General features: G+C 63.7%; 27 protein-coding genes and 1 other RNA gene. 8 read left to right on the forward strand and 20 right to left on the reverse strand.

The window, feature by feature from the left end; all coding sequences use genetic code 11:
* Positions 1 to 112 precede the first annotated feature (112 nt).
* Positions 113 to 544 (forward strand): hemerythrin domain-containing protein, encoded by a 432-nt coding sequence (locus MU848_RS18440; RefSeq protein WP_247234758.1) that lies wholly within the window; start codon positions 113 to 115, stop codon positions 542 to 544.
* Here MU848_RS18440 and MU848_RS18445 read toward each other — a convergent pair.
* From MU848_RS18445 to mscL, 11 genes are all read right to left on the reverse strand, one after another.
* Positions 527 to 880, reverse strand: coding sequence for a (2Fe-2S) ferredoxin domain-containing protein (locus tag MU848_RS18445; RefSeq protein ID WP_247234760.1), 354 nt, complete (start codon positions 878 to 880; stop codon positions 527 to 529). The two genes, MU848_RS18440 and MU848_RS18445, sit on opposite strands and share 18 nt — an antisense overlap.
* Positions 853 to 1,401, reverse strand: a complete 549-nt coding sequence (locus MU848_RS18450; RefSeq protein ID WP_247234762.1) for a J domain-containing protein — start codon at positions 1,399 to 1,401, stop codon at positions 853 to 855. Before MU848_RS18450 ends, MU848_RS18445 begins: the two co-directional genes overlap by 28 nt.
* A gap of 166 nt (positions 1,402 to 1,567) precedes the next feature.
* Positions 1,568 to 1,955: RNase P RNA component class A (gene rnpB / locus MU848_RS18455), an RNA gene on the reverse strand.
* Between the two features lie 42 nt (positions 1,956 to 1,997).
* On the reverse strand, positions 1,998 to 2,696 hold the full coding sequence (locus MU848_RS18460) for an N-acetylmuramoyl-L-alanine amidase (protein WP_201514992.1): 699 nt from the start codon (positions 2,694 to 2,696) through the stop codon (positions 1,998 to 2,000).
* 146 nt (positions 2,697 to 2,842) lie between these two features.
* Entirely contained in the window at positions 2,843 to 3,709 is an 867-nt protein-coding gene (locus MU848_RS18465; RefSeq protein ID WP_247234764.1) for a CheR family methyltransferase, read from the reverse strand.
* Positions 3,706 to 4,788: a chemotaxis protein CheB gene (locus tag MU848_RS18470; protein ID WP_247234766.1), complete on the reverse strand. Its 1,083-nt coding sequence runs from the start codon at positions 4,786 to 4,788 to the stop codon at positions 3,706 to 3,708. The genes MU848_RS18465 and MU848_RS18470 overlap by 4 nt, the downstream gene beginning before the upstream one ends.
* Before the next feature lie 48 nt (positions 4,789 to 4,836).
* Entirely contained in the window at positions 4,837 to 5,202 is a 366-nt protein-coding gene (locus MU848_RS18475) for a response regulator (RefSeq protein ID WP_201514995.1), read from the reverse strand.
* Between the two features lie 77 nt (positions 5,203 to 5,279).
* Positions 5,280 to 5,717, reverse strand: a complete 438-nt coding sequence (locus MU848_RS18480) for a chemotaxis protein CheW (protein WP_201514996.1) — start codon at positions 5,715 to 5,717, stop codon at positions 5,280 to 5,282.
* Between the two features lie 11 nt (positions 5,718 to 5,728).
* A complete protein-coding gene (locus tag MU848_RS18485; RefSeq protein WP_247234838.1) occupies positions 5,729 to 8,092 on the reverse strand; it encodes a chemotaxis protein CheA in 2,364 nt (787 codons plus the stop codon).
* A 140-nt stretch (positions 8,093 to 8,232) separates the two neighbouring features.
* Positions 8,233 to 8,508, reverse strand: coding sequence for a hypothetical protein (locus MU848_RS18490; RefSeq protein ID WP_097090980.1), 276 nt, complete (start codon positions 8,506 to 8,508; stop codon positions 8,233 to 8,235).
* Positions 8,509 to 8,652: 144 nt separating this feature from the next.
* Positions 8,653 to 9,081, reverse strand: coding sequence for a large conductance mechanosensitive channel protein MscL (gene mscL / locus MU848_RS18495; protein ID WP_247234768.1), 429 nt, complete (start codon positions 9,079 to 9,081; stop codon positions 8,653 to 8,655).
* 102 nt (positions 9,082 to 9,183) lie between these two features.
* On the opposite strand from mscL, the gene MU848_RS18500 reads away from it, so the two are divergent.
* The 4 genes from MU848_RS18500 to MU848_RS18515 are packed head-to-tail and all read left to right on the forward strand — an operon-like array spanning position 9,184 to position 11,815.
* Positions 9,184 to 9,789, forward strand: coding sequence for a LemA family protein (locus MU848_RS18500; protein ID WP_247234770.1), 606 nt, complete (start codon positions 9,184 to 9,186; stop codon positions 9,787 to 9,789).
* A gap of 9 nt (positions 9,790 to 9,798) precedes the next feature.
* Entirely contained in the window at positions 9,799 to 10,596 is a 798-nt protein-coding gene (locus MU848_RS18505; protein ID WP_247234772.1) for a TPM domain-containing protein, read from the forward strand.
* Positions 10,596 to 11,273, forward strand: a complete 678-nt coding sequence (locus tag MU848_RS18510; protein WP_247234774.1) for a TPM domain-containing protein — start codon at positions 10,596 to 10,598, stop codon at positions 11,271 to 11,273. Before MU848_RS18505 ends, MU848_RS18510 begins: the two co-directional genes overlap by 1 nt.
* Complete coding sequence (locus MU848_RS18515) at positions 11,270 to 11,815, forward strand: NUDIX hydrolase (RefSeq protein WP_247234776.1); 546 nt, start codon at positions 11,270 to 11,272, stop codon at positions 11,813 to 11,815. The genes MU848_RS18510 and MU848_RS18515 overlap by 4 nt, the downstream gene beginning before the upstream one ends.
* A 4-nt stretch (positions 11,816 to 11,819) precedes the next feature.
* On the opposite strand, the gene MU848_RS18520 is transcribed toward MU848_RS18515, so the two are convergent.
* On the reverse strand, positions 11,820 to 12,278 hold the full coding sequence (locus MU848_RS18520; RefSeq protein WP_247234778.1) for a DUF6456 domain-containing protein: 459 nt from the start codon (positions 12,276 to 12,278) through the stop codon (positions 11,820 to 11,822).
* Positions 12,279 to 12,375: 97 nt separating this feature from the next.
* Between MU848_RS18520 and MU848_RS18525 the strand changes: the two genes are divergently transcribed.
* The gene (locus tag MU848_RS18525) at positions 12,376 to 12,939 is read left to right on the forward strand and encodes a helix-turn-helix domain-containing protein (protein ID WP_201515002.1); all 564 of its coding nucleotides are present in this window, start codon (positions 12,376 to 12,378) and stop codon (positions 12,937 to 12,939) included.
* 58 nt (positions 12,940 to 12,997) lie between these two features.
* Entirely contained in the window at positions 12,998 to 14,170 is a 1,173-nt protein-coding gene (locus tag MU848_RS18530; RefSeq protein WP_247234780.1) for a glycosyltransferase, read from the forward strand.
* Positions 14,171 to 14,341: 171 nt separating this feature from the next.
* On the opposite strand, the gene MU848_RS18535 is transcribed toward MU848_RS18530, so the two are convergent.
* Both MU848_RS18535 and MU848_RS18540 read right to left on the reverse strand, forming a co-directional pair.
* The gene (locus tag MU848_RS18535) at positions 14,342 to 15,967 is read right to left on the reverse strand and encodes a molybdopterin-dependent oxidoreductase (RefSeq protein WP_247234782.1); all 1,626 of its coding nucleotides are present in this window, start codon (positions 15,965 to 15,967) and stop codon (positions 14,342 to 14,344) included.
* Between the two features lie 23 nt (positions 15,968 to 15,990).
* Positions 15,991 to 16,737, reverse strand: coding sequence for an HAD-IIB family hydrolase (locus tag MU848_RS18540; RefSeq protein WP_247234784.1), 747 nt, complete (start codon positions 16,735 to 16,737; stop codon positions 15,991 to 15,993).
* 88 nt (positions 16,738 to 16,825) lie between these two features.
* Here MU848_RS18540 and MU848_RS18545 point away from each other — a divergent pair, with 88 nt between their 5' ends.
* Positions 16,826 to 17,641, forward strand: coding sequence for a phosphotransferase family protein (locus tag MU848_RS18545; protein ID WP_247234786.1), 816 nt, complete (start codon positions 16,826 to 16,828; stop codon positions 17,639 to 17,641).
* Here MU848_RS18545 and MU848_RS18550 read toward each other — a convergent pair.
* The 6 genes from MU848_RS18550 to MU848_RS18575 all read right to left on the reverse strand — a co-directional run bounded on the left by MU848_RS18550 (position 17,634) and on the right by MU848_RS18575 (position 23,703).
* Positions 17,634 to 18,902 (reverse strand): capsule biosynthesis protein, encoded by a 1,269-nt coding sequence (locus tag MU848_RS18550; protein WP_201515006.1) that lies wholly within the window; start codon positions 18,900 to 18,902, stop codon positions 17,634 to 17,636. The two genes, MU848_RS18545 and MU848_RS18550, sit on opposite strands and share 8 nt — an antisense overlap.
* Positions 18,895 to 20,487 carry a capsular polysaccharide export protein, LipB/KpsS family gene (locus tag MU848_RS18555; protein WP_201515007.1) on the reverse strand — a complete coding sequence of 531 codons (1,593 nt, stop codon included), beginning with the start codon at positions 20,485 to 20,487 and terminating at the stop codon, positions 18,895 to 18,897. The genes MU848_RS18550 and MU848_RS18555 overlap by 8 nt, the downstream gene beginning before the upstream one ends.
* A 75-nt stretch (positions 20,488 to 20,562) precedes the next feature.
* Positions 20,563 to 21,861 (reverse strand): glycosyltransferase family 4 protein, encoded by a 1,299-nt coding sequence (locus MU848_RS18560; RefSeq protein ID WP_247234788.1) that lies wholly within the window; start codon positions 21,859 to 21,861, stop codon positions 20,563 to 20,565.
* A gap of 45 nt (positions 21,862 to 21,906) precedes the next feature.
* Positions 21,907 to 22,347, reverse strand: a complete 441-nt coding sequence (locus MU848_RS18565) for an HIT family protein (protein WP_247234790.1) — start codon at positions 22,345 to 22,347, stop codon at positions 21,907 to 21,909.
* A gap of 10 nt (positions 22,348 to 22,357) precedes the next feature.
* Positions 22,358 to 22,993: a CoA transferase subunit B gene (locus MU848_RS18570; RefSeq protein ID WP_247234792.1), complete on the reverse strand. Its 636-nt coding sequence runs from the start codon at positions 22,991 to 22,993 to the stop codon at positions 22,358 to 22,360.
* Positions 22,993 to 23,703 (reverse strand): CoA transferase subunit A, encoded by a 711-nt coding sequence (locus MU848_RS18575; protein WP_247234794.1) that lies wholly within the window; start codon positions 23,701 to 23,703, stop codon positions 22,993 to 22,995. The genes MU848_RS18570 and MU848_RS18575 overlap by 1 nt, the downstream gene beginning before the upstream one ends.
* Positions 23,704 to 23,739: the final 36 nt, after the last annotated feature.

Here is a 23,739-nt window from a genome sequence, read left to right on the forward strand (position 1 = left end):
CATCCGCCGCTCATCGGGCGGCGGATGGTGCCGACGGGTGAAAACCCTGCCAGAACAGTTTCTTAACGCCATTCTGCCACAAGCATCATAAGGCGATGCATGGAATTGGCCGATGGACCTGCAACAGCTACAAAGCCAGCATGATGCGCTTGATCTGCTCGCCGGGCGGTTCTTGACGCTGGTCGATGATGATGGCGTTGCTCGTCCGCTGGGCACACTGCGCTGGCAATTTGCCCGCGAACTGATGGCGCACTTGGCCTTGGAAGATCAGTTCTTCTATCCGGCCATGCAGCGGCAGCCTCATGTTCCGCTACAAGAGATGGCCGCACGTCTACAGACCGAGATGGCCCCGTTGGCCCTGAGCTTCTCCCACTATATGGCACGCTGGAGCGACGATCGCATCGCCCGAGAGTGGCCGGAATTTTGCCGGGAAAGCCGTTATATGATGGAAACCATCCTCAACAGGATGCGCAAGGAGGAACAGCTGCTGATGCCGCTTCTGGCGGAAGCAGGGCTGGAGCAGCCGCTAAGGCACGCTGGCTGACCCGTCATTCTCCGCCGCAAGGCCCAGCGTCTGTGCCAGTTCATCCAGATCCGCGCCGCGCCGCACAAGCAGCCAATCACGCGATTGGGCGCCATTCACGACCGTCACAGCTCCCTTGGGACATACACCAAGGCAATTCACCTCGATGATACCAGCCGCGGCTTTCCGCCCCTTCTTCAGCGAAAGCTGCTTGCGGAGCGCCTTGGCCAGCCGCTCGTCCCCTTGAGCGCCAAAGCCGCCGTCGAGCTTTTTTGAACATTTGCGGCAGACCAGCACCGCATTCTGCCAGTTGGACCGGATATGATCCTTCAATCCACGGTCTCCCGTGGCTTCCATGTCCGCCGCTCTTCCGCCGATCGCAGCACCTCATAAGCGGCCTGGATCGTCTGGAAACGGACGGCAGCATCCGCATCTCCCGGCTTGACGTCGGGATGGTTTTCCTTGGCCAGCCGCCGCCAGCTCTTCTTCACCGCCTCGAAATCGGCGTCATCTTCCAGATCGAGGGCTTTCAGAGCATGTAGTTCGTCGCGCGATCGGCTGCCGTCGCCGGGGCCGCCCCAGCCATGATAGGCGCTGCTCTGATAACCGCCCGCGTCGCGCCGTTCCGCGCGCTCTCGCTGCTCCCGCTCTTCCTGGTCGAGCCCCTGAAAATAGTCCCAATTGCGGTTATATTCCGCCGCATGATCACTACAGAAATACCAGCGCTCGCGGCTATTGGGCGATTTGGGCGCGGGACAATCGCCCGGCTTGTCGCAGCCATAGCGGTCGCACATGCGCACCTGCTGCGCCTCACGCGATGCGCCATAGCTGCGCCAGCGGGGAAAGCCCCAGTCATTTGATCGGCTGCTTCTTGCCATCGGTCCAAATTAGGTAAGCCGCAGGCGGAACGCCACCCCGGCGAGTTAAAATTCGATCGGTTGAAAGCCCTTGCCGCTATGCCAGCGCAGGCTGGGCATCTCAGGATAATATGCGCGGCATGGCCTGCGATCCCCGCCCTCTCCGGACGACGCTTTCTCCCGATCCGATGCCAGAGGGCCTGTAAGCCGGGTTCTGTCCACCATGTCACCATGGATGGGCGGCCATTCCTCTAGGAGACGGATTGCTCCGTCCCTCAAGCAACCAACCCGGGCGGTCTCAGCCGAAACTGGCCTAGCAGTCAAAGCTGCGCGCCGCCCCTATTCGGTCTTGCTCCCGGTGGGGTTTACCGTGCCGCCTTCCGTTGCCGGAGACGCGGTGCGCTCTTACCGCACCCTTTCAATTTCGCTGCGCCGAAGCGTTAGCGACCTGCTTTCTGTTGCACTGTCCCTTGGATCACTCCAGCCGGCCGTTAGCCGGCACCGTCATTTCGTGGAGCCCGGACTTTCCTCGCCGTGGAAGTTACCCGCCACGCCGCGGCCGCCCGGCCCTCTGGCAGGGGCGCTATACACGGCTCGCCGCCGTCCGTCATCCCCGCTTATTCGTCACCCCTCGGCTTTGGCAGCAGCAGGGCGAGCAGGATCGCACGACATTCGCCATCGATGACGCCGTCGATCAGTTCGGGGCGAAATCGGCGCTGGAAAGCGACGACCGCTGCTTGTGGCTCGGCGATGTCATAGCCGAACCGTTCCAGCGCCAGCATGAAGGCACTGTCCGACCAGAGCGGGTCCATGAGGTTGCGGGTCGGCCGTGGCAGCGCAAGCCGCAGCCGGGCGAGTTGCCCCCATGGAAAAAGCTCGCCCGGGTCCTGCTTGCGTGCGGGGGCCACGTCGCTGTGGCCCACGATATTGCCGCGCGTGATGCCGTGCCGCTTTACGATGTCGTGCATCAGCGGGATGAGCGCGCCGATCTGCGCATCCGGAAATGCGCGATAACCCCATTCATGCCCCGGATTGACGATCTCTATTCCGATGCTGGCCGAATTGACGTCATCCATGCCGCGCCAGTGCGATCGGCCCGCATGCCACGCCCGTTTGGCTTCATCGACCATGCGGACGATTTCGCCCTCTTCGGTCACGACATAATGGGCCGACACCTTGGATTCCGGGCTCGCCAGCCAGTTGATCGCGCTCTGGGCGTCGTGCATCCCCGTATAATGCAGCACCAGCATCGATATGGGGAGCTTGCGATCGTCGAAATTGGGCGACGGAGTCTCGATCATCGGAATGTCGCTCATCGGAAAACCGTAACCACCACCTGTCCTGACCGCATCCAAAAAGATGCGCAGCTTCCGCCAACCATGGCGGAGAGAACAGGGCCGATCAAGCACAAGCGCTTGGCGCTGATCCTGGACCCAGCGAACCGATGAGCGAAGTCCCGCCGTCAGACGGCCCGGCGGATGCCTTCGCTGCTCTGCGCCGCTTCCGGACGCCTGCCATAGCCGCCGCGAAATTCCGGATGAGGGATGAAATCGTCACTATGGCCGATGACGGTTTCGCCCGCCCCCAGCAGCAGGACCGACCGGTCATGGCTGTGGCGCGTCATCAGCCGGAACACTTCCTGCCGCCGCTCGGGCGTGAAATACAGCAGCACATTGCGGCAGAGCAGCAGATCATAGTCGCCCGAGGGCGCCTTGGGCTCAAAGAGATTGTCGGTGCGGAAATCGATCATCCGGCGCAGCTCAGGGCTCGCGCGCCAATTGTCGCCCGCAGGTTCGAACCATTTGATGAGGTCGCCCACGGCAAGGCCGCGCTGAACGTCCATCTGCGAAAAGATGCCGCTGCGCGCCTGATCTATGGCCGCCGTCGAAATATCCGTCGCCAATATCTCGATCCGCCAGCCGCGCCAACGCGCCGCATCATTGCGGAGCTGGATCGCCAGCGAATAGACTTCCTGCCCTGTAGAACAGCCCGCGCTCCAGATCCGCAGCACCCGCTCCCGCCGCTCCGCGAAGGAAGGCAGGATGTGCCGGTTGATCATGTCGAATATCTGAAGGTCGCGAAAGAAGCTGCTTTCATTGTTGAGCAGCGCATTGACGACTTCCTCTTCCAGCCGGGGATCGCGATTGCCGAGCAGCCGCGTGGCCAGTTCATCCATGTCGGCCACGCCATTGGCCCTCATGACGGGCTTCAACGCGGTTTCCATCCGCCAGGCGCGGCTTTCCGACAGGATCTGACCCGTGCGCGCCTCCAGCAGGCCGGAAAAGATGCGGGCGGCGCCGCGCGAGGATGAATCAGTTGATAGGGTCAATGTGTCAAACCTCTGCTTTTTCCGCGCCGCGCGACGAAATCCATGATGGCATAGGGATCGAGCAAGGCGCAGCTGAGCCCCGCCCCTGTCACCGATCCCGGCATGCCCCAAACCACGCTGCTTGCTTCATTCTGCGCCACGATCCAGCCGCCGCCTGCGACGATGTCATGCCCGCCCGCCGTGCCATCGCGGCCCATGCCGGTCAGCACGACACCAGCAGCCCCCGGCCCATAGGCTTCCGCCATGCTGGTGAACATCGGATCGACGCCGGGCAGGTTGCCCGCGGGCGTACGCTCTGGATTGAGCGTGACCATCACACGCCCATAAAGGCCGCGGCGCACTTGCAAATTCGCGTCGCCGGGCGCCACATAGACGGTATCGGGCGCCAGTAACTCCCCCTGCTCGCCGACCTTCACCGGCAGACTGGTCATCCGGGCAAGCTGCTGCACGAAATAGGATGTGAAGCTGACAGGCAGATGCTGCGTCAGCAGGATCGGCACACCAAGGGGCGCGCTCATCCCGGCAAACAGCTGGCCCAGCGCATGGATGCCTCCCGTAGACGCGCCGATGCCCAGACAGGCAAGAGGCGCGCTCGGCTTGCTCGCCGCCATCAGGACCGGCTGCGTTTCCGCAGGCTGCTGCGGATGCGCGCCGAACAAGCGCGACAGGCGGTCTATCAGCGCCTGAGGAAACTGCTCGCCGAAACTCCCGCTGCCCGGTTTGGCGAAGATGTCGCTAGCCCCCAGCGCCAGCGCCTCGACTGCGGCCCCGCTGCCCTCTTCGCAGTTGCCCGACAGGATCACGACCTTGCCTTGGGGATTGGCACGCAGGAACGCCGGAAGGGCGGCCAACCCACTTTGACCCGGCAGCTCAATGTCGAGCAGGACAAGGTCGACCTCATGCGCGGCGAGATAGCGAAGCGCATGTTCGGCGCTGTTGGTCTTGTGAACCACCGAGAAAGCCGGGTCACCATTCAATATCCGCGCGATCATCGTCCGCACCACGACCGAATCATCGACAACCATCGCGCGGACCTGCGGTCTGCTTTGGCTGGCCAGGATCGGCGAAAGGGGGGACATGGAAGGACTTTCCGGCAGTGAGGTTGGCAACGAGTAGGTCAGCGGTCTTTAGATGACGCCGACGATCGACAGCTTGCTTTCCAATGTTTCGCGATCGAAGGGCTTCATCACATATTCGTCGGCCCCCGCCTCCACCGCTGCCTTGATATGGCTGATGCCGTTTTCGGTGGTGCAGAAGATGATCTTCGGCCGTGCGGACACCTTGGCGGTGGACAGGGCCTGCAGGAATTCCATTCCGCTCATGACCGGCATGTTCCAGTCGAGAAGGACCACGTCCGGCGCGGCCGCTTCGCACTGGGTCAGCGCATCCTGCCCATCGACCGCTTCGCTTACCGACAGGTCGAGCGATTCAAGTATATGCCGTGCAACTTTACGGATGACTTTGGAGTCATCCACCACCAGACAGTTTTTCATGAAGCGTCCCTTAGATTTTCCTCGTAAAGGAAGGATTAGCTGCCAAAGCCAAGTAATTGGTAAACAAGAAGCCGGAATTATGCAGCCTGCGCCAGCAATCCCGTTTCGATGAAGCTTGCCAGCGATACCAGCAGGTGCGGATGGCCATCCTGCTCGACGATCGCGCGTGCATAAGGAGCCCATGCCCGGTCGAGCTGGCCCCGGAGCGGCAGGTCACCTTCCGGCACTTCGCAAATGTCATGCACCGCATCCACCATCAGGCCGTAGCTGTGGCCGCTAATGTCGGCGATGATCGCCAAGCCGCGCCTGTCGGCGGGCGTAGGCGCGCCATGGATCAGCGCAGGCACGTCGATGATGGTGAGAACCCGGCTGCGCAAGGCGGACAATCCCGCCACATGCCGCAGCATTCCGGGAACAGGCGAGATGTCGGCCAGCTTGACGACGGCCTCGACCTCATGCGCCGCAACGGCGACCCTTGTATCGGCAAGCGTCGCGAGAAGGTAAAGCTGTTCCATCAATAGCCTCCTTAACGCCGCGTGCCGGAGATGGCCGCCATCAGCGCGTCCTGATCATAACGGTAGATGCTGCCATCCTCTGGCCCCGTCGGCCTTGGCGAAGCGCGCAGTTGAACGATGCGGCATCCCAGTATTTCTGCCGCCTGGGAGACATCGCCGCCCGAACAAAGGACGACATCGGCCGGATCGACAGCCTCATCCTGCGGCAGGCCCAGAAGGACATCATGTCCCGCCTGACGCAGCAAGGGAGCCAATATCTCACGCGTCCAGCCGTCCTCGCTGTCCGCCAGGACGCACCGTCCCCGGCGGCGCTCCACGATCGGCCCTCCGGGCAAGGAAGCGAACAAGGCGAAGGGGTTGAGCACTTCCAGATGTTCGCCATCGACAACGGCGACGCCGCTCAGCGCACCCTGCATGGCCACCATATCGGGCACGGCCGGCATTTCGACGATGTCCAGGACAGCGGCAACCGGGTAACAGGCCTCCTGGCTGCCGTCGCGCAGACGCAGTGCCGATACATGACCGGTTGCAAAGCTGTGCGCTCCGTTCGCTACCGGCACCAGCCGCCCGTCCAAGCGAACAAAGGCGTTTCCGCCAGAACGGCCAAAGAGCGTGGCATCGACATCTTCCACCCGCTCTACCAGCGACAATTTGATCAGCCGCCTTTCGCCCGAAAGCTCTTCGAACCGCAGCGCCGACACCATTTCGACCCGCGCCTCTCCGTCGCCGCTGTCCTCCAGCTGATCGATCGAGCGCTCATCCACGATGTTCGGCAGGCGGGCAGCATTGGCGAGACCAGCGGCGTCCAGCAGCAGCATCGGCTTCCCATTGTCGGGCAGCGTCATGCCCGCATAGACGCCCGTCGCCATGATCAGCGGAGAGGCTGGACGGATGACCAGCTCCTCATGATTGTCGACCGCTGCGACGCCGAGAGCAAAGGGCACACCCGTGGCGGAACGCACGACCATAATCGCGCGGGGGCCCGGCTGAACCACCTTCTCCATGCCCAACACATCTTCCAGATCGATCATCGAATGACGGACCGTCCGGATCGTGGCGATCTTGGCGCCGCCGACTTCTGCGATGTGTAGCGTTTCATTATTGTCGTGCAGGATTTCCACGACGGCAGCCCGCGGGATGGCGAAATGCAAACCGCCCGAACGAATGATGAGGCCCGGAATGATGGTCAGCGTCAACGGCACACGCAGCGCGATGCGTAGCCCGCGCCCGATCTGGTTATGCAGCGCGATGACTCCGCCGATCCGCTCGACATTGGCGCGCACCACGTCCATGCCGACCCCCCGCCCGGAAATCGCAGTAACCTGCTGCGCGGTGGAAAGCCCGGCCTGGAAGATCAGCTCCAGCTTTTCGCTCTCGCTCATCTTCGCAGCGGCCTCGCGGGTCAGCTTGCCGCTCGCAATGGATTTTTCGACCAGCCTTGCCGTGTCGATGCCGCGCCCATCGTCGCTGACCTCGATCACGATCTGGTTGCCCGACTGGCGCGCCTGCACCTTCAGCGTCCCCGCCTCGGGCTTCCCAAGCGCGCGGCGTTGCTCGGGCGTCTCGATGCCATGGTCGATGCTGTTGCGGACGATGTGGGTCAGGGGGTCGACCACCATCTCCACCATTTCGCGATCCATTTCGACGTCGCCGCCCTCCAGGACCAGGTCGATGCGCTTACCCAGTTCACGGCCAAGGTCGCGGACCATGCGCGGGATGGCGGTGAACAGCCGCTCCACCCGCTGCATCCGCGTCTTCGAAATGGAATCGCGCATGTCCGCAACGCAGGTCGACAGCCGCTCGAACACGCTTTCAAGCTCGGGATCGCTTGTCCGTTCGCGCAGCTTGCGGGACAGTTCGTTGCGCGCCAGCACCATGTCCGACACGCCGTTCATCAACTGATCGATCAGCGACAATGGCAGACGGATGGTCCGTGGCACCGCCTGGGCGCCACCCTGACGGATAGGCTCCACGGTCGGGGCCAGCTCTTCGGTCGCCGCGCCTTGCTCCCTCTCGGCAAGCGCGCCGATCAGATAATCGTCATTCTCGTCCGGCAGCGCCGCGCCGATCGCCACGGCTTCCGCCAGTTCGGCAATCCGGTCCATGATGCCAAGGACGGCGCTCACGGTCGCCGGATCAGCGGTACGATTGCCGGCGCGGATTTCGGACAGCACATCCTCGGCCGCATGGCTCAGCCGTTCAAAGCGCGGCAGGTTGAGGAAACCGCAGCTGCCCTTCACCGTATGGAAGAAGCGGAAGATGGCATCGAGCCGGTCCCGGTCGCCGGGGTCGGCTTCCCAGGCGACGACTTCGCCCGCCAGAGCCTCCAGCGTTTCCTGTGTTTCGGCTATGAATTCCTGAAGTAGCTCGTCCATTCCCTTGGCCTTCACGGATGCGCGCGACGGCACCATGGGCAGGGCGTGGTTAAAGGGCCGTTAAAGACATTGAGACGCCAAGCAAAAAGGGCGCCGCGATCATCATCGCGACGCCCTTTCCGGCTTGGGAAAGCGAAAGCTTAGCGTTCCGTCTTCTCTTCAACCGCGTCGGCAGCGCGCTCGCCTGCTTCGCGGGTTGCCTCAGCCTTGTTCTCCAGTGCGTCGGCGGCGTTTTCAGCAGCAGCCTCTGCGTTGCCCGACAGGTTATCGGCCATCGCTTCCATGTTGCTGGCCTGGTTGTCGATGGCGTCCGCCTGATTCTCGTATGCGTTCTCGACCTTGTTTTCCTGCTTGGAGTCGCACGCAGCAAGCGCGACCAAGCTGGCAAGGCCGAGGACTGAGACGATGGTTTTCACGGCGTATTCTCCTGTTGCGCCCCCCTGGGGCTGACGTCATTCGGCAAGAGCCCGATCGCGCAATGCGCCCCGAACTCTGACCGCGATCAACTGGTCGCACGGCAGATGGTTCCCGCCGCACACTCCTTTCGTCGCAGAAACGAATTATTTTTTCAAATTGTCGCGAATTTCGCGCAGCAGCAGCACCTCTTCAGGCGTCGCGGCAGGCGCGGCCTCCGGCTTGGGCATCAGCTTGTTCACTGCCTTGACCAGCAGGAAGATGATGAAGGCGAGGATCAGGAAGTTGACGAGCACGGTCAGAAACTCACCCCAGCCCAGCATGGCTACGCCAGCGCTTTTCAGGTCGGCATAGCTTTCCGGATTGCCCTTGAACCCGGCGGGTATGTCGCCAAGCCGGATGAAGTAGCGGGAAAAATCGGCGCCGCCGAACAGGAAGCCGACTACCGGCATGATAAGGTCATCGGTCAGCGACTTTGTGATCGTTGCAAAGGCGCCGCCGATGATCACGCCGACTGCCAGATCGATGACATTGCCTCGATTGATGAACGTCTTGAATTCGGAAATCAGTCCCATGTGCGAACCCCTTGCCCTGATTGCGTGTTTATCAGGATGAGGCGTTGCGCCCGCATCCACAACCACCTATTTCCGACATCGTAACAATGCCGAGGATGTTCCATGACGATCCTGCGCCGCTTTTTCCCTTCCCTTTTCCTGCCCCTGCTCACCGCCTTCGCCTTATCGGCTTGCGGCATCAACAGCGTGCCCACTGCCGAAGAGGCCGCCAAGGCCAAATGGGCTGACGTGCAGGCGCAATATCAGCGCCGTTCCAACCTGATCGGCAACCTCGTCGCGACGGTGAAGGCGGCAGGCAAGCAGGAACAGGACACGCTGGTCCGGGTTACGGAGGCGCGCGCCAAGGCAACGTCGGTACAGGTCAATGCCGAAGACCTGTCCGATCCCGCCAAGGTCCAGCAGTTCCAGCAGGCACAAGCGCAACTGAGCCAGGGTCTTGGGCGGCTGCTCGCGTCGGTTGAGGCCTATCCCGATCTCAAGACCAACCAGAATTTCCTCGACCTGCAATCGCAACTGGAAGGAACCGAGAACCGCATCGCCGTCGCCATCCGCGACTATAATGAAGCGGTCCGCGCCTACAACACCCGCATCCGCACCTTCCCCGACGCGATCGGTGCCAAGATCATCCATGGCGCCAAGCCGATGACGCCCTTCCAGGCGACCACGCCGGGAGCGGAGGAAGCGCCCAAGGTCGATTTCGGCAACTAAGCGCCAGCCATGTTCCGCCGCCTGCTCCTGATCTTCGCGTTACTGGCCGGGGCGCTCTGGCTGATCCCGGCCGCCGGAGCGCAGAGCTTTCCGAAGTTCGACGACAAGGGCGTCGTGGATGCCGCGAACATCCTCGACCCAGCGCAGGAACAGACGCTCAGCCAAAAGCTGATCGCGCAGAAGCAGGCGAGCGGTCGGTCGCTGGTGGTCGCCACCATCCCCGACCTGCAAGGCTATGACATATCCGACTATGGCTACCGGCTCGGGCGTGCCTGGGGCATTGGCGACAAAGACAACCAAGGCGTCCTCCTGATCGTCGCGCCCAATGATCGCAAGGTACGGATAGAGGTCGGCTATGGCGTCGAAGGCATACTGACGGACGCACTGTCTTCGCAGATCATCCGCAACGCCATCACCCCGCGCTTCAAGGCGGGCGACATGGCAGGCGGAATCGAGGCGGGCGTCGACCAGATCAGCTCGCTCCTTGCCCTCCCCCCTGACCAGGCCCGCGCACGCGCTGCGCAGGCGGAGGCCGAAGTACGGCAGCAGGACAGCGGAGGCGGCGGCATCCTTGGTTTCTGGATCATCATGTTCTTCGTCTTCTTCGTGCTGCTACCCCTCCTGTCCCGCGCGCGCGGCGGCAAACGCTATCGCCGGGGCGGCGGCGCGCCCGTGATCATCTGGGGTCCCGGCATGGGCTCCGGCTGGGGCTCGGGAGGCGGCGGCTGGGGCGGCGGAGGCGGCGGGGGCGGCGGCTTTTCCGGCGGCGGCAGCTTCGGCGGCGGCGGCGCGTCGGGGGGCTGGTAATGCAAGTGCTGCTCAGCCAGGCCGATCACGAACTTGTATCGGCCGCCGTACAGGAAGCGGAGATACACACCTCTGGTGAGATCGTGACGATCGTCGCCCGCCGGTCGGACAGCTATCATGATGTCGGGCTCAGTTGGGCGGCGGCGGCCGTCTTCCTTGCGCTGGCGCTCATGGCGGCCTTCCCTGCACACCTGCGGGCCTTCCTGTCGTCTTTGCTGCTCGATTGGGATCATGAGCTGGCAGACTGGAAACTGCTCCTCGGGCTGACAGCCATTCTCATCCTGAAATTCCTGGTGGTGCGCTATCTGCTCGCCATCATGCCGCTGCGCATGCTGATGACGCCGCGCGCGACGAAGGCCCGTCGGGTGCGCCGCCGCGCCATCCTGCTGTTTCGCACCGCAGCCGAAGCGCGCACGCATGGACGCACAGGCGTCCTCATCTATCTGTCTCTGGACGAACATCGCGCCGAAATCGTCGCCGATCGCGCCATCAACGAAAAGGTCGCGCCGGAGGCATGGGGCGACGCGATGACGGCGCTGATTGAAGCCATCCGTTTGGGTAAACCCGGCGAGGGGCTGGCACAGGCCGTGGCCCAGGTGGGCGCCGTCCTCGCCACCCATTTCCCGCGGGAACAGGGCGATATCAACGAACTGCCCGACAGGCTGATCGAGTTATGAGCGAACAGGATATGGCCGCCCCCGAAGAAATCATGTGGGCGGGGCGCTTCATCACCGCCAAGCGCCGGGGCAGATGGGAATATGTCGGCCGGGCGCGCGGCATCCACGCCGCCGTCATCCTCGCCATCGACGAAGATGCGGACGGCCGCCGCCATGTGCTGCTGGTCGATCAGTTTCGCGTGCCGCTCGGCCGCCGCTGCATCGAACTCCCCGCCGGGCTGGTCGGCGACACGGAAGAAGGCGAGGAATCCGCCCTCGCCGCGATCCGCGAACTGGAAGAGGAGACCGGATACCGCGCCGGACGCATGGAGCCCGCTGGCGACTTCTACAGCTCGCCCGGCATGGTATCGGAAAGCTTCTGCCTCTTCCGCGCCCATGATTTGCAGAAGACCGGCGAGGGCGGAGGCGTGGACGGGGAGGATATCCGCGTCCACCGCGTACCGCTCGACGACGTGCCCCAGCGGATAGCCGCCTGGCGCGCCGAAGGCTTCGCCATCGACGTCAAGCTGCTGCTGTTGCTCGGCCCGGACTTGAGCCGCTGACGCGTCAAGGCACGCGATACCAGGCCGCCACCCGCTCAAGCGCCAGCGTCAGCACAAGCTTGCCTGCCCTGCTCGGCCATCCGAGCGCCCGCTCCGCTGCGGCCAGCCCCTCGCCAGCGCAGGCGACCCGCCACAATATGTCGCCCAGCCCCGGCCCGGCAGCGGCAATCGCCGCGTGGAACCGTTCCCGCGCGGAAAGTTGCGCCATGCTGGGATCGGGCGTTCCCGCGCCGCGCCGTGCCCCGCCAGTCGCAGGCGCAGCGTCCCAGCGCATCGTCACGCGCGGTCCCAGCCCTGCCTTCTCCCAATCGGCCCGCAGCAACTCGCCCGCGCTGTAATAGCGATCGCTCAAATGGCCCCGCGCGTGCAGCCAGGCCAACGGCGATTCGCCGAGATTGACGGCAACCGTCTGGACCTGCCCGGCGGGGTCCTCGATCCTATGCTCCACATATTGGCCTCGCATCGGTTCCTCCTCTCAGATGACTGGTGGAAGGGACTTGCCACGACGAACCATTTGTAGGAAAGAACAAAAACCAAATAGGTGAAATTCTGGAACAGGCATGATCACGCGGATAAGAGAAGTTCGAAAAGCGAAGGGATTGACGCTGGAGCAGGTAGCCGCCCTCTGCCAGCCTCCGACGACCGCGCAGACCATCGGGCGCCTTGAAACCGGGACACGAACCGTATCGGTCAACTGGCTGAACCGGATTGCCGATGCGCTGGGCGTGGGATCATCGGAGCTTGTCGCGCTTCCGGGACAAAGCGTGGTGCCGGTCGCGGCGCTGCTCGGCCCAGAAGGCGCGCGCGCCCCTACCCGCAGCCTGTCCTTCCCGCCGCCCGTCCCCGCCGACGCGATGATCGGGGTGCAGGTGTCCGCCAGCATTGGCGACTATCGCAGCGGCGATGAAATCTGGTGCCGCCGCATCGGCCCGGACGAATTTGCAAGCGCGCTCAATCGCGACATATTGCTGCCCCGCCATGCCGGGCGCTTCGTCTTCGGCCGCCTCATCGGGCGCGAGGGTGACAAGCTCCAGATCCTCCCGCTCGGCAGCGGCAGCCGCCAGCAAGTGATCACTGATCCGCCCTGGGGTGCCGTCGCCGTTCAGCTGGTCAGACAATTATAGCCAAAGCCTTACTTCACCCCTAACCCTCGATTAACCGCGATGCCCTATGGGAGACGGCATGACGTTGAATGTCCTCACGCTCTCGACCCTCTTTCCGGATATGAGCCGCCCCAATTTCGGGGTGTTCGTTGAGCGGCAGGCGCGGGAACTCGCCAGCCGCCCGGACGTGAATGTCACGGTCATCGCGCCCTTGGGCATCCCCATTTGGCCGATCGGCCTCGCAGATCAATATGCCCCGCTCCGCGCCTTGCCCCGCAAGGAAAGGTGGAAGGACCTGACCGTCTACCGCCCACTCTTTTCGACGATCCCGAAAATCGGCGCGCGCTACAATGTCGGCAGCATGACCCGCGCGATCCTGCCGCTGGTCCGCCATCTGCATGGGCAGCAACCCTTCGACGTGATCGACGCCAGCTTCTTCTTCCCCGACGGCCCGGTCACGCAGCGCCTGTCGCGCGCGCTCGGCATTCCCTATTCGGTCAAGGCGCGCGGCGCGGATATTCATTATTGGGGCAAGCGGCGCGACACCCGCGCCATGGTCAAGCGCGCCGGGGCTGAGGCGGCTGGCCTGCTCGCCGTTTCCAGCGCCATGCGCCGGTCGATGGTAAAGCTCGGCATGGACGCTGCCAAGATCCGGGTCCATTATACGGGCGTCGATCTCGATCGCTTCGAAATAGCCGATCGTGCCGTCGCCAAGGATGTCCTCGGCTTTGAAGGTCCGGTCGTCCTGTGCGTCGGGGCCCTCATTCCCCGCAAGGGCCAGGATCTCCTCGTGCAGGCGCTCCCTCGGCTGCCCGGCATCACGCTGCTGTTCGCTGGCCAGGGCCAATATCGCCGGTCACTGGAAAAGCAGGCGGAGGAACTTGGCGTCGATCGCCGTATCGGTTTCCTGGGTTCAGTGCCGCATGACCGGCTGCCGCGCATCTACGCCGCCGCCGATGTGATGGCGCTGCCTTCCTCTTCCGAAGGGCTCGCCAACGCCTGGGTCGAATCGCTCGCCTGCGGCACCCCGATCGTCATCACCGATGTGGGCGGCGCACGCGAACTGCTCGATCGGCCGGAAGCGGGCAAGATCGTCGATCGCGACCCTGAAGCCATCGCCGCTGCCATCGGCGAAATCCTGTACAATCCGCCCGAGCGCGAAGCGGTGCGCGACACGGCCCTGCGCTTCACCTGGGAAGCCAATGCCGACCTGCTGCTCCATCATCTGAAGGGCATAGCGCGTGGCGGCTGATCTCTAAGCGCGCGCAGGAGCACGCCACATCTCCGTCAGAAGATGGGCGGGCATCACTCCTGCACCCCGTTTGCTCTGAGCCTGTCGAAGGGCTCTACTTCGTTTAAAAAAGAAGGCTTCGACAAGCTCAGCCCCGAACGGATCAAGTGTTTCAGGTTCTCGCACTCAACTTCAAAGCAAAAGCCTCGCCCTGCCGTCGGGCGTCGGAAACCGCCCCTCGTCAAAGGGGATCTCGCCCCACCGCCATGGTGTCAGCTCATCATAAGCGGGGTTGGATATCGGCGCGTGCCGTCGCAGATCGAGCAGTCTTTCGCCACCATTGCGGTAGCCGGTCAGCCGCACATGCTCGCGATAGATTTCAGCAGGCCGCTCATAATGGAACGCATCTCCCCACCCCATCGCACGCGCGATCTGGGTAAGGCTCCACCAATCCGGCTTCGCTTCGCCCGGCAGCGGAAAGAGGCGGCGCTGGCGACTGATCAGCCGATCGGCCCCGGTCGCCGTGCCATCCTTCTCGATCCAGACGGGGGACGGCAGCGCCAAAAGGTTCTTCGCGCCAGCTTCCGGTGCCCATGGCGTCGTCATGATGACCAGCGGCACTTTGGCGACCAGAGGCGACAGCCGATGTTCCGGAGCAAGGCCCCCGACGACCAACAGCGCCTTGATCGTCCCTCGCTCTATCGCGTCCGGCACGTCATCGCCGGACAATCCCGGCTCCTCCGCCATGTGCGGCGCGCTCCAGAAGCGCGCCGTCGAACTCAGCGCGTCGTCGGAGAAGTCGCGATGCGCCGCCAGTTGCCTGTTGCCGCATCCGACCTCTCGCGCGCCCATCGCGTTGCTGTCCCGCGCCAGAGCAAACGCGGTCGCGCCGGGGCGCCCTATCCACTCCATCGACAGGTGAAGGTTGAGCACGGCCTGCATCAGGCCTGCGTCACCATCATCAAGCAACGTCACCACACGCCGTCCGGCCGCGACCAGATCATAGAAGGCGCGAACCTCACCCGCTTGCATCCCGCAGCGCCGGGCGACCGACCAAAGATCATGCCCGTGCCGCAGGCGCGCCCAGAAATCGGCGGGCACCACGACATGCCGGTCGAGATAGGCCCTGTTGACCAGCTTGCGCTCATGACAATGCAGCAGCAGTCCATTGAGCAGGATGGCTGCGCTTGCCCGCGTGATGTCCAGCCTAATGTCAGCCGGGATCACCTGCTCATCCGCTCCATCACTTAGCAGAATCAATCGCGCGCCATCTTCTTCCCGCGCAGCCTGGACCCGATCGGCCAATATGGGATGGTTGCGCAACGCCGCTTCGCCCGGAACCAGGATCAATTCCGCCCGGTCGACATCCTCATATGTTCCCGGCACCGCATCCTCGCCCAGCGCCCGGCGATAGATTTCCGCGGCAGCCCCGCCCGCAGAAGGGCAATCGATATGCGCGGAGCCGATGAACCCTTTCATCAGCTTGTTGGCGACATAATAATCCTCGGTGAGCAGCCCGCCCGCGACGTGCATGGCGACGCAGCCCGGCCCATGACGATGCAGGACATCCTTCAATCGCCGCGCGGCTTGGCCGATCATCCGGTCCCAGCTTAGCCGCTGCCCGTTCAGCAGGGGGTGAAGCAGCCGCCCGTCCAGGGGCACCATGGCATCGATCGCACCGCTCCCCGCGCACAGCAGGCCGCTGTTGGCCGGGTGTACGGGATCGCCTCCGAAGGACAGGTCGCGCCCCTCCCCCGTCATGGCGCGCACGCCACAGCCGACCGAACATTGGCCGCAAAGCGTTCGAACCACCGTCATCGCGCGAAATCAGCCAGCTTGCGTCATTTCTGGCAGGCGACGATCGCCGCGATGACCGACAGTGTTTCTTCCGGATCGCGCACGCGCACCGTGTCCAGCCCCAGTTCCTTGGCCGGATAGTCGTTGCCGCCGGGGAAGATCGCGTCGCCGATGAACATCATCGCATCCAGCGCGATGCCGCTCGCGTCGCGTAGCTTCTTGAGGCCATAGGCCTTGTCCACGCCTTCGCGCGTGATGTCGATCGATGTCGCGCCGCCCATGTTGATCGACAGGCCCGGCAACCGCTCGCGCAGGTCGGCCTGGATGATGCGGCGCTTGGCGAAGTCCGGGTCCCACCCTTCCTTGGCGTGGATCGGCGCCTGCTGGCCCAGCGCGGAAAAGGTGATCTGGCTACCTCGATCCTCGATCCGCTCGCCCCAGGTTTCCTCCGGCACGAAACCCGTCGCCTCCAGCGCCTGATCGAAAGCCGCGAAGATCTTCTGCTTCTGCGCTTCATCGAACAGCTCGGCATAGACCGGTGTCCAGGCTCCCTGTTGCCGGGTGTAGAGCTTCGTCCCCGTGGTCGGCATCAGCCACAGGCGCGACAGGTCGGCGCGGGCGGGCAAGCGGCTTGCCACCTGCTTGTCGAACTGCGGCCAGTCCCCGCCGGAAATCACGGCGACATGCGCCACCGTCAACAGGTCGGCCAGCGCCTCCCCCATCTCCTCGCCCAAAGGCTGCTTGCTTTCCGCCAGCGTTCCGTCGAGATCGAAAGCGATCAATTCTTTCATAGGGGCAGGCTCCTGGAATTCATGCCGGCGCAGCTACCATCAATTGAGCGATCGGCAAATGCATAGAGCCAAGGAAATGACGCCGCGCATGAGGTTGAAAAGGGAAGGCGACTGGCTGCTGCTTGGCCGGGGCAAAAGCTCAGAGGTTTTCCGCATCGGAAACGGAGAGGTGGTCAAGATCTTCCATCCAGCCGTGTCGGACGAAATGATCGACCGCGAAATGACGGCGGCAACACTCGCCTCCTCCCTCGGCCTCCCCACGGCCGCGCCGCGCGCGCGCGTCGAGGTGGAGGGTGAGCGCGCCCTCATCTATCCTGAAATCAGCGGCATCTCGATCACCCGCGCCATCCGCAAGCAGCCGCTGTCAGCCGCGTCGCTGCTGCGCCAAATGGCGGGGCTTCTGCACAGCGTTCATACCCCCTCCGCCTCCGGGCTGCGCACCGTCAAGTCCGTGCTGCAAACCGACATCGACTATGGCCCGGCCCCCGAAAGGCTCAAGAGCGCCGCGAGGGATTATCTCGCGCGCCTGCCGGAGAGCAGCCATATCCTTCATGGCGACTTCCACATCGACAACATCCTGGTGAGCGGTAGCGGACTGGTGATCCTCGATTGGGCAAAAGCCGCGATCGGCGCGCCCGCCGCCGACGCCGTACGAAGCGAGATGCTGATGCGCTTTGGCGAAGGCCCCGCCGACCCCGTCACCAACATCTGGCGCGGTTGGGCGGCCGGTCAGCTTGGCCACGCTTATCACAAGCAAAGCGGCCTCACGCCTGATCAGTTGAGCCAGTGGCGCCCTGTCGTCGCGCTGGCATGGCTCCGCGCGCGCCCGCCCGTCCGTGAGAAGGCTTTCACGCGCTACCTGAACAAGGCCCTGCGCAAAGCAGGATTGCCAAGCTTCAGCTGACGCGCGCCAGATTGATCCGCCTAACGGGTACATCCGCGCTGCGCTCCGCCGTCGTCGATCGGCCGCACAGACGCTCCACCGCATTGTTCACCAGCATGTCGAGCCCCTGATCGCTCAGCAAGCCGCCCCGGATCAGGCATCGGTCGATCAGCACGCGCCGGAATGCCGCATACAGCGTCTGGTCCGGCGCCCCTGGATCGAGCCAGAATTCGTCCAGCGTGCCCTTGTAGACGACGCCCGGCACCTTGTAGACGGCATGTCCCAGCACCAGTACCGGCTTGCCCTTGTTCAGCGCCAGCGTGCCGACCGTGCTGTTGACCGTCACGACGCCCAATGATCGCCCCACCACCTGCGCGATGTCGAGGTCGGCCAGATAATAGACCCGGTCTTCCACCCCATATCGGGCCGCCAGCCTCCGCGTCAGCCGCTCCCAGGCGACCAGTCCTGAATCGAGCGGATGGCGCTTCACCAGCAGGTAGGTGCCATCGGGCGCGTAGCGGGCGAAGCTCTTGATCACGAACCGCAAGGCCGCGCGCATATTGCCGAACGGCGAATGCACCCGGATCTGGTAATCGGAATCGAGCTGCAACGGCAGGGCGAAATAGGGCTTGTCCCGAATCTTCTCCCACTGCGCATGCGACAGGCGCACGTCCCGCTTGCGTAGCATCAGCTTCTTGAACCATCCCGCCGCCTCCAGCAGGAAGCTTTGCGGCCGATGCGTGCGGTAGAAGGGAAAGACCGGCCACATCATCGCCGACGCAAGCCCGTTGCGTGTCGTGTTGACGGCGCGCCTGCGGAAGGTCGAGGGGATTTGCGGCTCCCGCCCACCCTCCGGCGGCAGCCCCAATGCCTGATCCAGGAACCATTGCGGGTCGAGTGGCAAGGTCGAATTGCCGTTCACCCCATCTTCCTGCAACGTCATGAAATCGGGCCGGATATAGCCCTCCTCCAGCACATGGACGCGCAAGCCTCGCAGCCGCGCCATCTTGTGCGCCGACGCATGATAGGGGCGGCAGTCACCATAAAGGATCAGGTCGGTGACGCCATGCTGGACGATGAAATCGTCGAAGAAGAGCGGCCAGTTGCGAAAAGTACCGCGATAATCAGTCGCCTCCCCCGGCCAGTCGACCTTGTCCCCGCCATTGATGTTGATCCGCAGCGCCCCGTGCCCCCGCGCGCGCAAGGCATCGGCCAGCATCGCGAAAAAGGGTCCATGCGGTCCCTGGAGGAAAAGGAAGGTCTTGGCTTGGCCGTCAGCCATGGAGACGCTCGGCAGACACAGTCATAAATCTTCTAATTTTCCCCTGTAGCGTCCGCATTCGGATCAGCCATGAGATTGATGACGTCGATCCACTGCCCAAACGCTCCACCATGATTTCGGGGCCGCAGGGCAGACATGTTACCGGGTCCAGGTAACGAGGATAGAGAATGAGGGCGGCCGCGACAAGCTGGTCGATGGTCAGCTTGCGCCCCCGCCGTGGATTGGGTTCCGCCAAGTCGCGCGTCAGTCCCCACCCGGCATAGAATGGCATGCCGTGCACCGTGACGGGCCGGTCGCGCAGCAACGCCTCGAACCCCGTCAGCGACGACAGGACATGCACGTCGTCCACCGCCTGCACCAACGCCATCAGCGGCGCGCCGCTGTCCAGCGCGTCGGCATGGTCATGCACCACGGCATCGCTCAAATGCCCGCGCCGCAATCCGGCCTGCACATCGGGGTGGGGTCGGTAGATGATATGGGCATCGGGTTCGGCCCGGCGAGCCCGCTTCAACAGTCCCAGATTGCCTTCGACCCCAGCGCCGCCAAGCTGCACCGAAAGGTCATCCTCCACCTGCCCGACGACCAGCACCGTGCGCTTGGCGCTAGGAAGGCTCGGCATCTGCCCGGCATCCTGCCCATATTTGGTGACGCCCGTCGCCCGGATCGTTTCACGCAGCCGCCGCGCCCGCTCGACAAGCATTGGCGAAAAAGCATGAGTCGCGAGCAGCGTTTCCAGATCGCTCGGCCTGCCCGCATCATAATAGATGCCGGACCGATCGACGACGACAGAGCCCGGCGGCGTCAGCGCGGCGCCCAGCCCCTTCGACCGCAAGAAGCCATCCTCCACCCGCGCGACGGCAATATCCGGCGCGTCCGCCTGCAAGGAAGACGGCACCCGAGACGGCCATATCGCCAGTGCTCCATCTTCCCGTCGTGCGCGCACCACTCCCGCGCGCGGAGACAGGAATGGCGGAGACCGCACCCCATCCCACAGGAACCGCCGCATCGCTTCCCGCTTCCAGAAGGCCATGCCGCTGGCAGCGGCGATATGCCGATTGCCCTGCAAGTGGCGTCCCCACTCAGCCAGCTGCGCGATGGCTTGATCGACGCCAACCGCCTTCCCGCTGAAACAATCCCGATAGCTCGCTGCTGCCACGGCCCGCTTCGCCTCCAGCCGAAGCCGCTCCGGCGCGATGATTTCACCATCGGGCCCATGCACGGCGACCCCCAGCATCCCCGCGATGATCGCCAGTTCATCGTCAGCTTTAGCATGGACAGAGCGGGCCTGCGCCACCAGCGCCCAAGGGTCATATGCCTTGGCGGGCTGCCGCAGCGGCAGAATGACGACCTCGCGTCGATCAAGTCCGTCGCGGGAGAAGCAGCACCCCGCCCGCGCCACCAGCTTCACCCCTTCGCGCTGCCTGCCCCAATAGGCCCCGCCCACACGCGCGGCCGCGATCTGTTCGATAACGCTATCCGGCACTTCATCGGGCTCGCCCGCCCGCTCGCGCAGGATGCTCACCGCGGCCACGCGCGAGGCGATTCCGGGAAAGGGCGGCGATCGCAGGAAGGGCAGCGGCGTCACTTCGTCAAATCCAGTCCGCACCCGGCAGAAAAGCGATTGTTCACAAGAGTTTCATGCGCAGCCCCGGCGGGCACGTCAAGCGGGCGCGGTAGCCGTCACATCGTCCAGCAATTGCATGATGATGTCGAAATAGTCCCGCCATTGCGGCGCGCGCCATGCCTTGATGCGCGCCATCTGCGCCTCGCGTTCGGGTGAATCCGGCATGGCATAGGCCTCGATCAGGCGCATCCAGCCAAGACCGTCCAGCGGATCGAGATAATCGGGCGCCTCGCCACCCACTTCCCGATGCGCGACGATGTCGCTGCAAATCACCGGCACGCCTACCGACAGCGCCTCTATTACCGGAATGCCAAACCCCTCCTCGAACGAAGGCATCAGCATCGCCCTTGCGCCAGCGACCAGCGCGTGCATTTCCGTGTCCGGCACGCTGCCTGCTTCAATGACATGGCCGCGCAAGATCTCGGCACGCTCCAGCATGTCGACGACATTCTCATTTTCCCAGCCACGGCGGCCGATCAGCACCAGAACCGGAGCCCGATCGCCCAACCGCTCCACCAACCGTCGCCATAGATTGAGCAGCAGCAGGTGGTTCTTTCGCGGCTCGATCGTGGAGATATACACGAAATAGGGCCGCGACGGCACCTTGTGGCTTTCGCCCCCGAATATGTCTGGCGGGTCAGCGCCGAAATGCGCAACGCACAGGCTGCGCCCTTCCATGCTGCGCGTCATGAAGGGGCCAAGCGCATCGATCGTCGCCTGACTGTTGCCGATGATCCCGTCGGCATAGCGGTCGATCGTGCGTATCCGCCGCCGATGCTCTGCCGCCCCCTGCGGCCGTGCGAACTCCGGATGAGTAAGCGGGATGACATCATGCACCAGCGTCACGAACCGCGCGCCTTCCGCCCGCAATATTGCGCCAACCTGATCGGGATCGTCCAGATGATGGGGCGACACTTGCAGATAGACGCGAGGGCTGCGGGCGCGCGGCACCGGGCGTGGCCGCAGCGCGATCAGGTGCCGGATCACCGCCGCCCGTCCCGCAGCCTCATCCTTAACGCTGCTGTTGCGCCAGCGCGCCGCCGTGAACGCCAGAAACTGCCGCACCGCCGCGCCGTTCAGGCGGCCATAATAGCCGCCCGCCGGATGCACGGCGGCAAAGGCCAGCCGCTCCGGAATCCGCTCCAGCAGTTCGCGCGCATAAACATATTCGACCCGGTCGATCCCCGTTGGCGCTGCATGGAAGCTGCGCGACAACAGGCGCGAGATGTCGAGGATGATCTCCGCCTTGCCATCGGCCGCCGCGACATAGCTCCTCGCCGGCTTCGATCGCAGCGCGAGCCGGGCACCCGGCGCCTTGAAGGGTTTCAGCGCCATGTCAGCACTTCTTCATATATCCGGCCATGGAAGGACGCGCCGGACTCAGAACTGGGCACGAATCTCTTCCGCCAGCGCTTCGAGGGCAGCGGGATCAGCGAAATCGCCCTGTGCATGAGCGGAAAAGCCCATCGGCCCGCCCTGCCAGCGTGGCACGATGTGGAAATGCAGATGAAAGACGGTCTGCCCGGCAGGCGCACCGTTGAACTGCGCGACATGGATACCGTCAGGCTTCAGCGCCTTGGCAGTCGCATTGGCGACCTTCTTCACCGTCGCCATCACCTGCGCCAGCGCCTCATCCTCGATCTCCAGGATGTTGCGCGCCTTGGACCATTTGGAAATGACCAGGCTGTGCCCCTTCGACTGTGGCTGAATGTCCAGGAACGCATAGGTATGCGCGTCCTCATACAGCTTGGTCGATGGGATCTTGCCCTGGAGGATCAGTGCAAAGACATTGCCTTCGTCATAAGTGCCTTCAAGGCTCATGTCCGGTTCCTCAGCTCAGATAATGAGCCGTGGTCTTAGCGGCGACTTCCTCCGCCGTCACGCCCGGTGCGAGTTCGATGAGCTTGAACGGGCTGTCATGGTCGGGCCGCTGGAACACGCAAAGGTCGGTGACGATCATGTCCACGACATTCTTGCCCGTCAGCGGCAATGTGCAGGCCGGGATGAATTTCGAGCTGCCGTCCTTGGACGTATGTTCCATGACGACGATGATCTTCTTGACGCCAGCGACCAGATCCATGGCGCCGCCCATGCCCTTGATCATCTTGCCGGGGATCATCCAGTTGGCGATGTCGCCATTTTCCGCGACCTCCATCGCGCCAAGCACGGTCAGGTCGATATGCCCGCCCCGGATCATGGCGAAGCTGTCGGCGCTGGAGAAATAGACCGTGTTCGGCAGTTCGCTGATCGTCTGCTTGCCTGCGTTGATCAGGTCCGCATCCTCCTCGCCCTCATAGGGGAAGGGGCCGATGCCCAGCATGCCGTTTTCCGACTGAAGCGTCACTTCGACACCCGCCGGAATATGGTTCGCCACCAGCGTCGGGATACCGATGCCAAGGTTCACGTAGAAACCGTCCTTGAGCTCCTTCGCCGCCCGCGCGGCCATCTCGTCACGAGTCCAAGGCATCAGGCGGTCTCCCTCTGGCGAACGGTGCGGAATTCGATCTTCTTGTCGTAGGGCGCGCCGATGATCATGCGCTTCACATAAATGCCGGGCAGATGGATGCTGTCGGGGTCCAGGCTGCCGACCGGCACCACTTCCTCGACTTCGGCGACGCAGATCTTGGCGGCGGTCGCCATGGGGGCGTTGAAGTTGCGCGCGGTCTTGCGGAAGATGAGGTTGCCGCTCTCATCCGCCTTCCAGCCCTTGACGATCGACACATCGGCAAAGATGCCGCGTTCAAGGATATAATCCTGCCCGTCGAAATTCTTCACTTCCTTGCCTTCAGCGACCGCCGTGCCGACGCCCGTCTTCGTGTAGAAGCCCGGAATGCCAGCGCCGCCAGCGCGACAGCGCTCCGCCAGCGTGCCTTGGGGTGAGAACTCCACCTCCAATTCGCCGCTCAGATACTGCCGCTCAAACTCCTTGTTCTCGCCGACATAGGAGCTGATCATTTTCTTGACCTGGCGGGTGCGCAGCAGCTTGCCGAGGCCTTCGCCGTCGATCCCGGCATTGTTGGACGCGATCGTGAGGTCCTTCACCCCCGAATCACGGATCGCGTCGATCAGGCGCTCGGGAATTCCGCAAAGCCCAAAGCCGCCCGCACAAAGATGCATGCCATCAAAGAGAAGGCCCTCCAACGCAGACGCAGCATCGGGGTACAGCTTATTGACCATCGCTTTTCCTCCTCCTGAATGCGTTTAGCCCATAAG

Origin of the sequence: Sphingobium agri, from assembly GCF_023051225.1 — a bacterium.
Lineage (GTDB): Bacteria > Pseudomonadota > Alphaproteobacteria > Sphingomonadales > Sphingomonadaceae > Sphingobium > Sphingobium agri.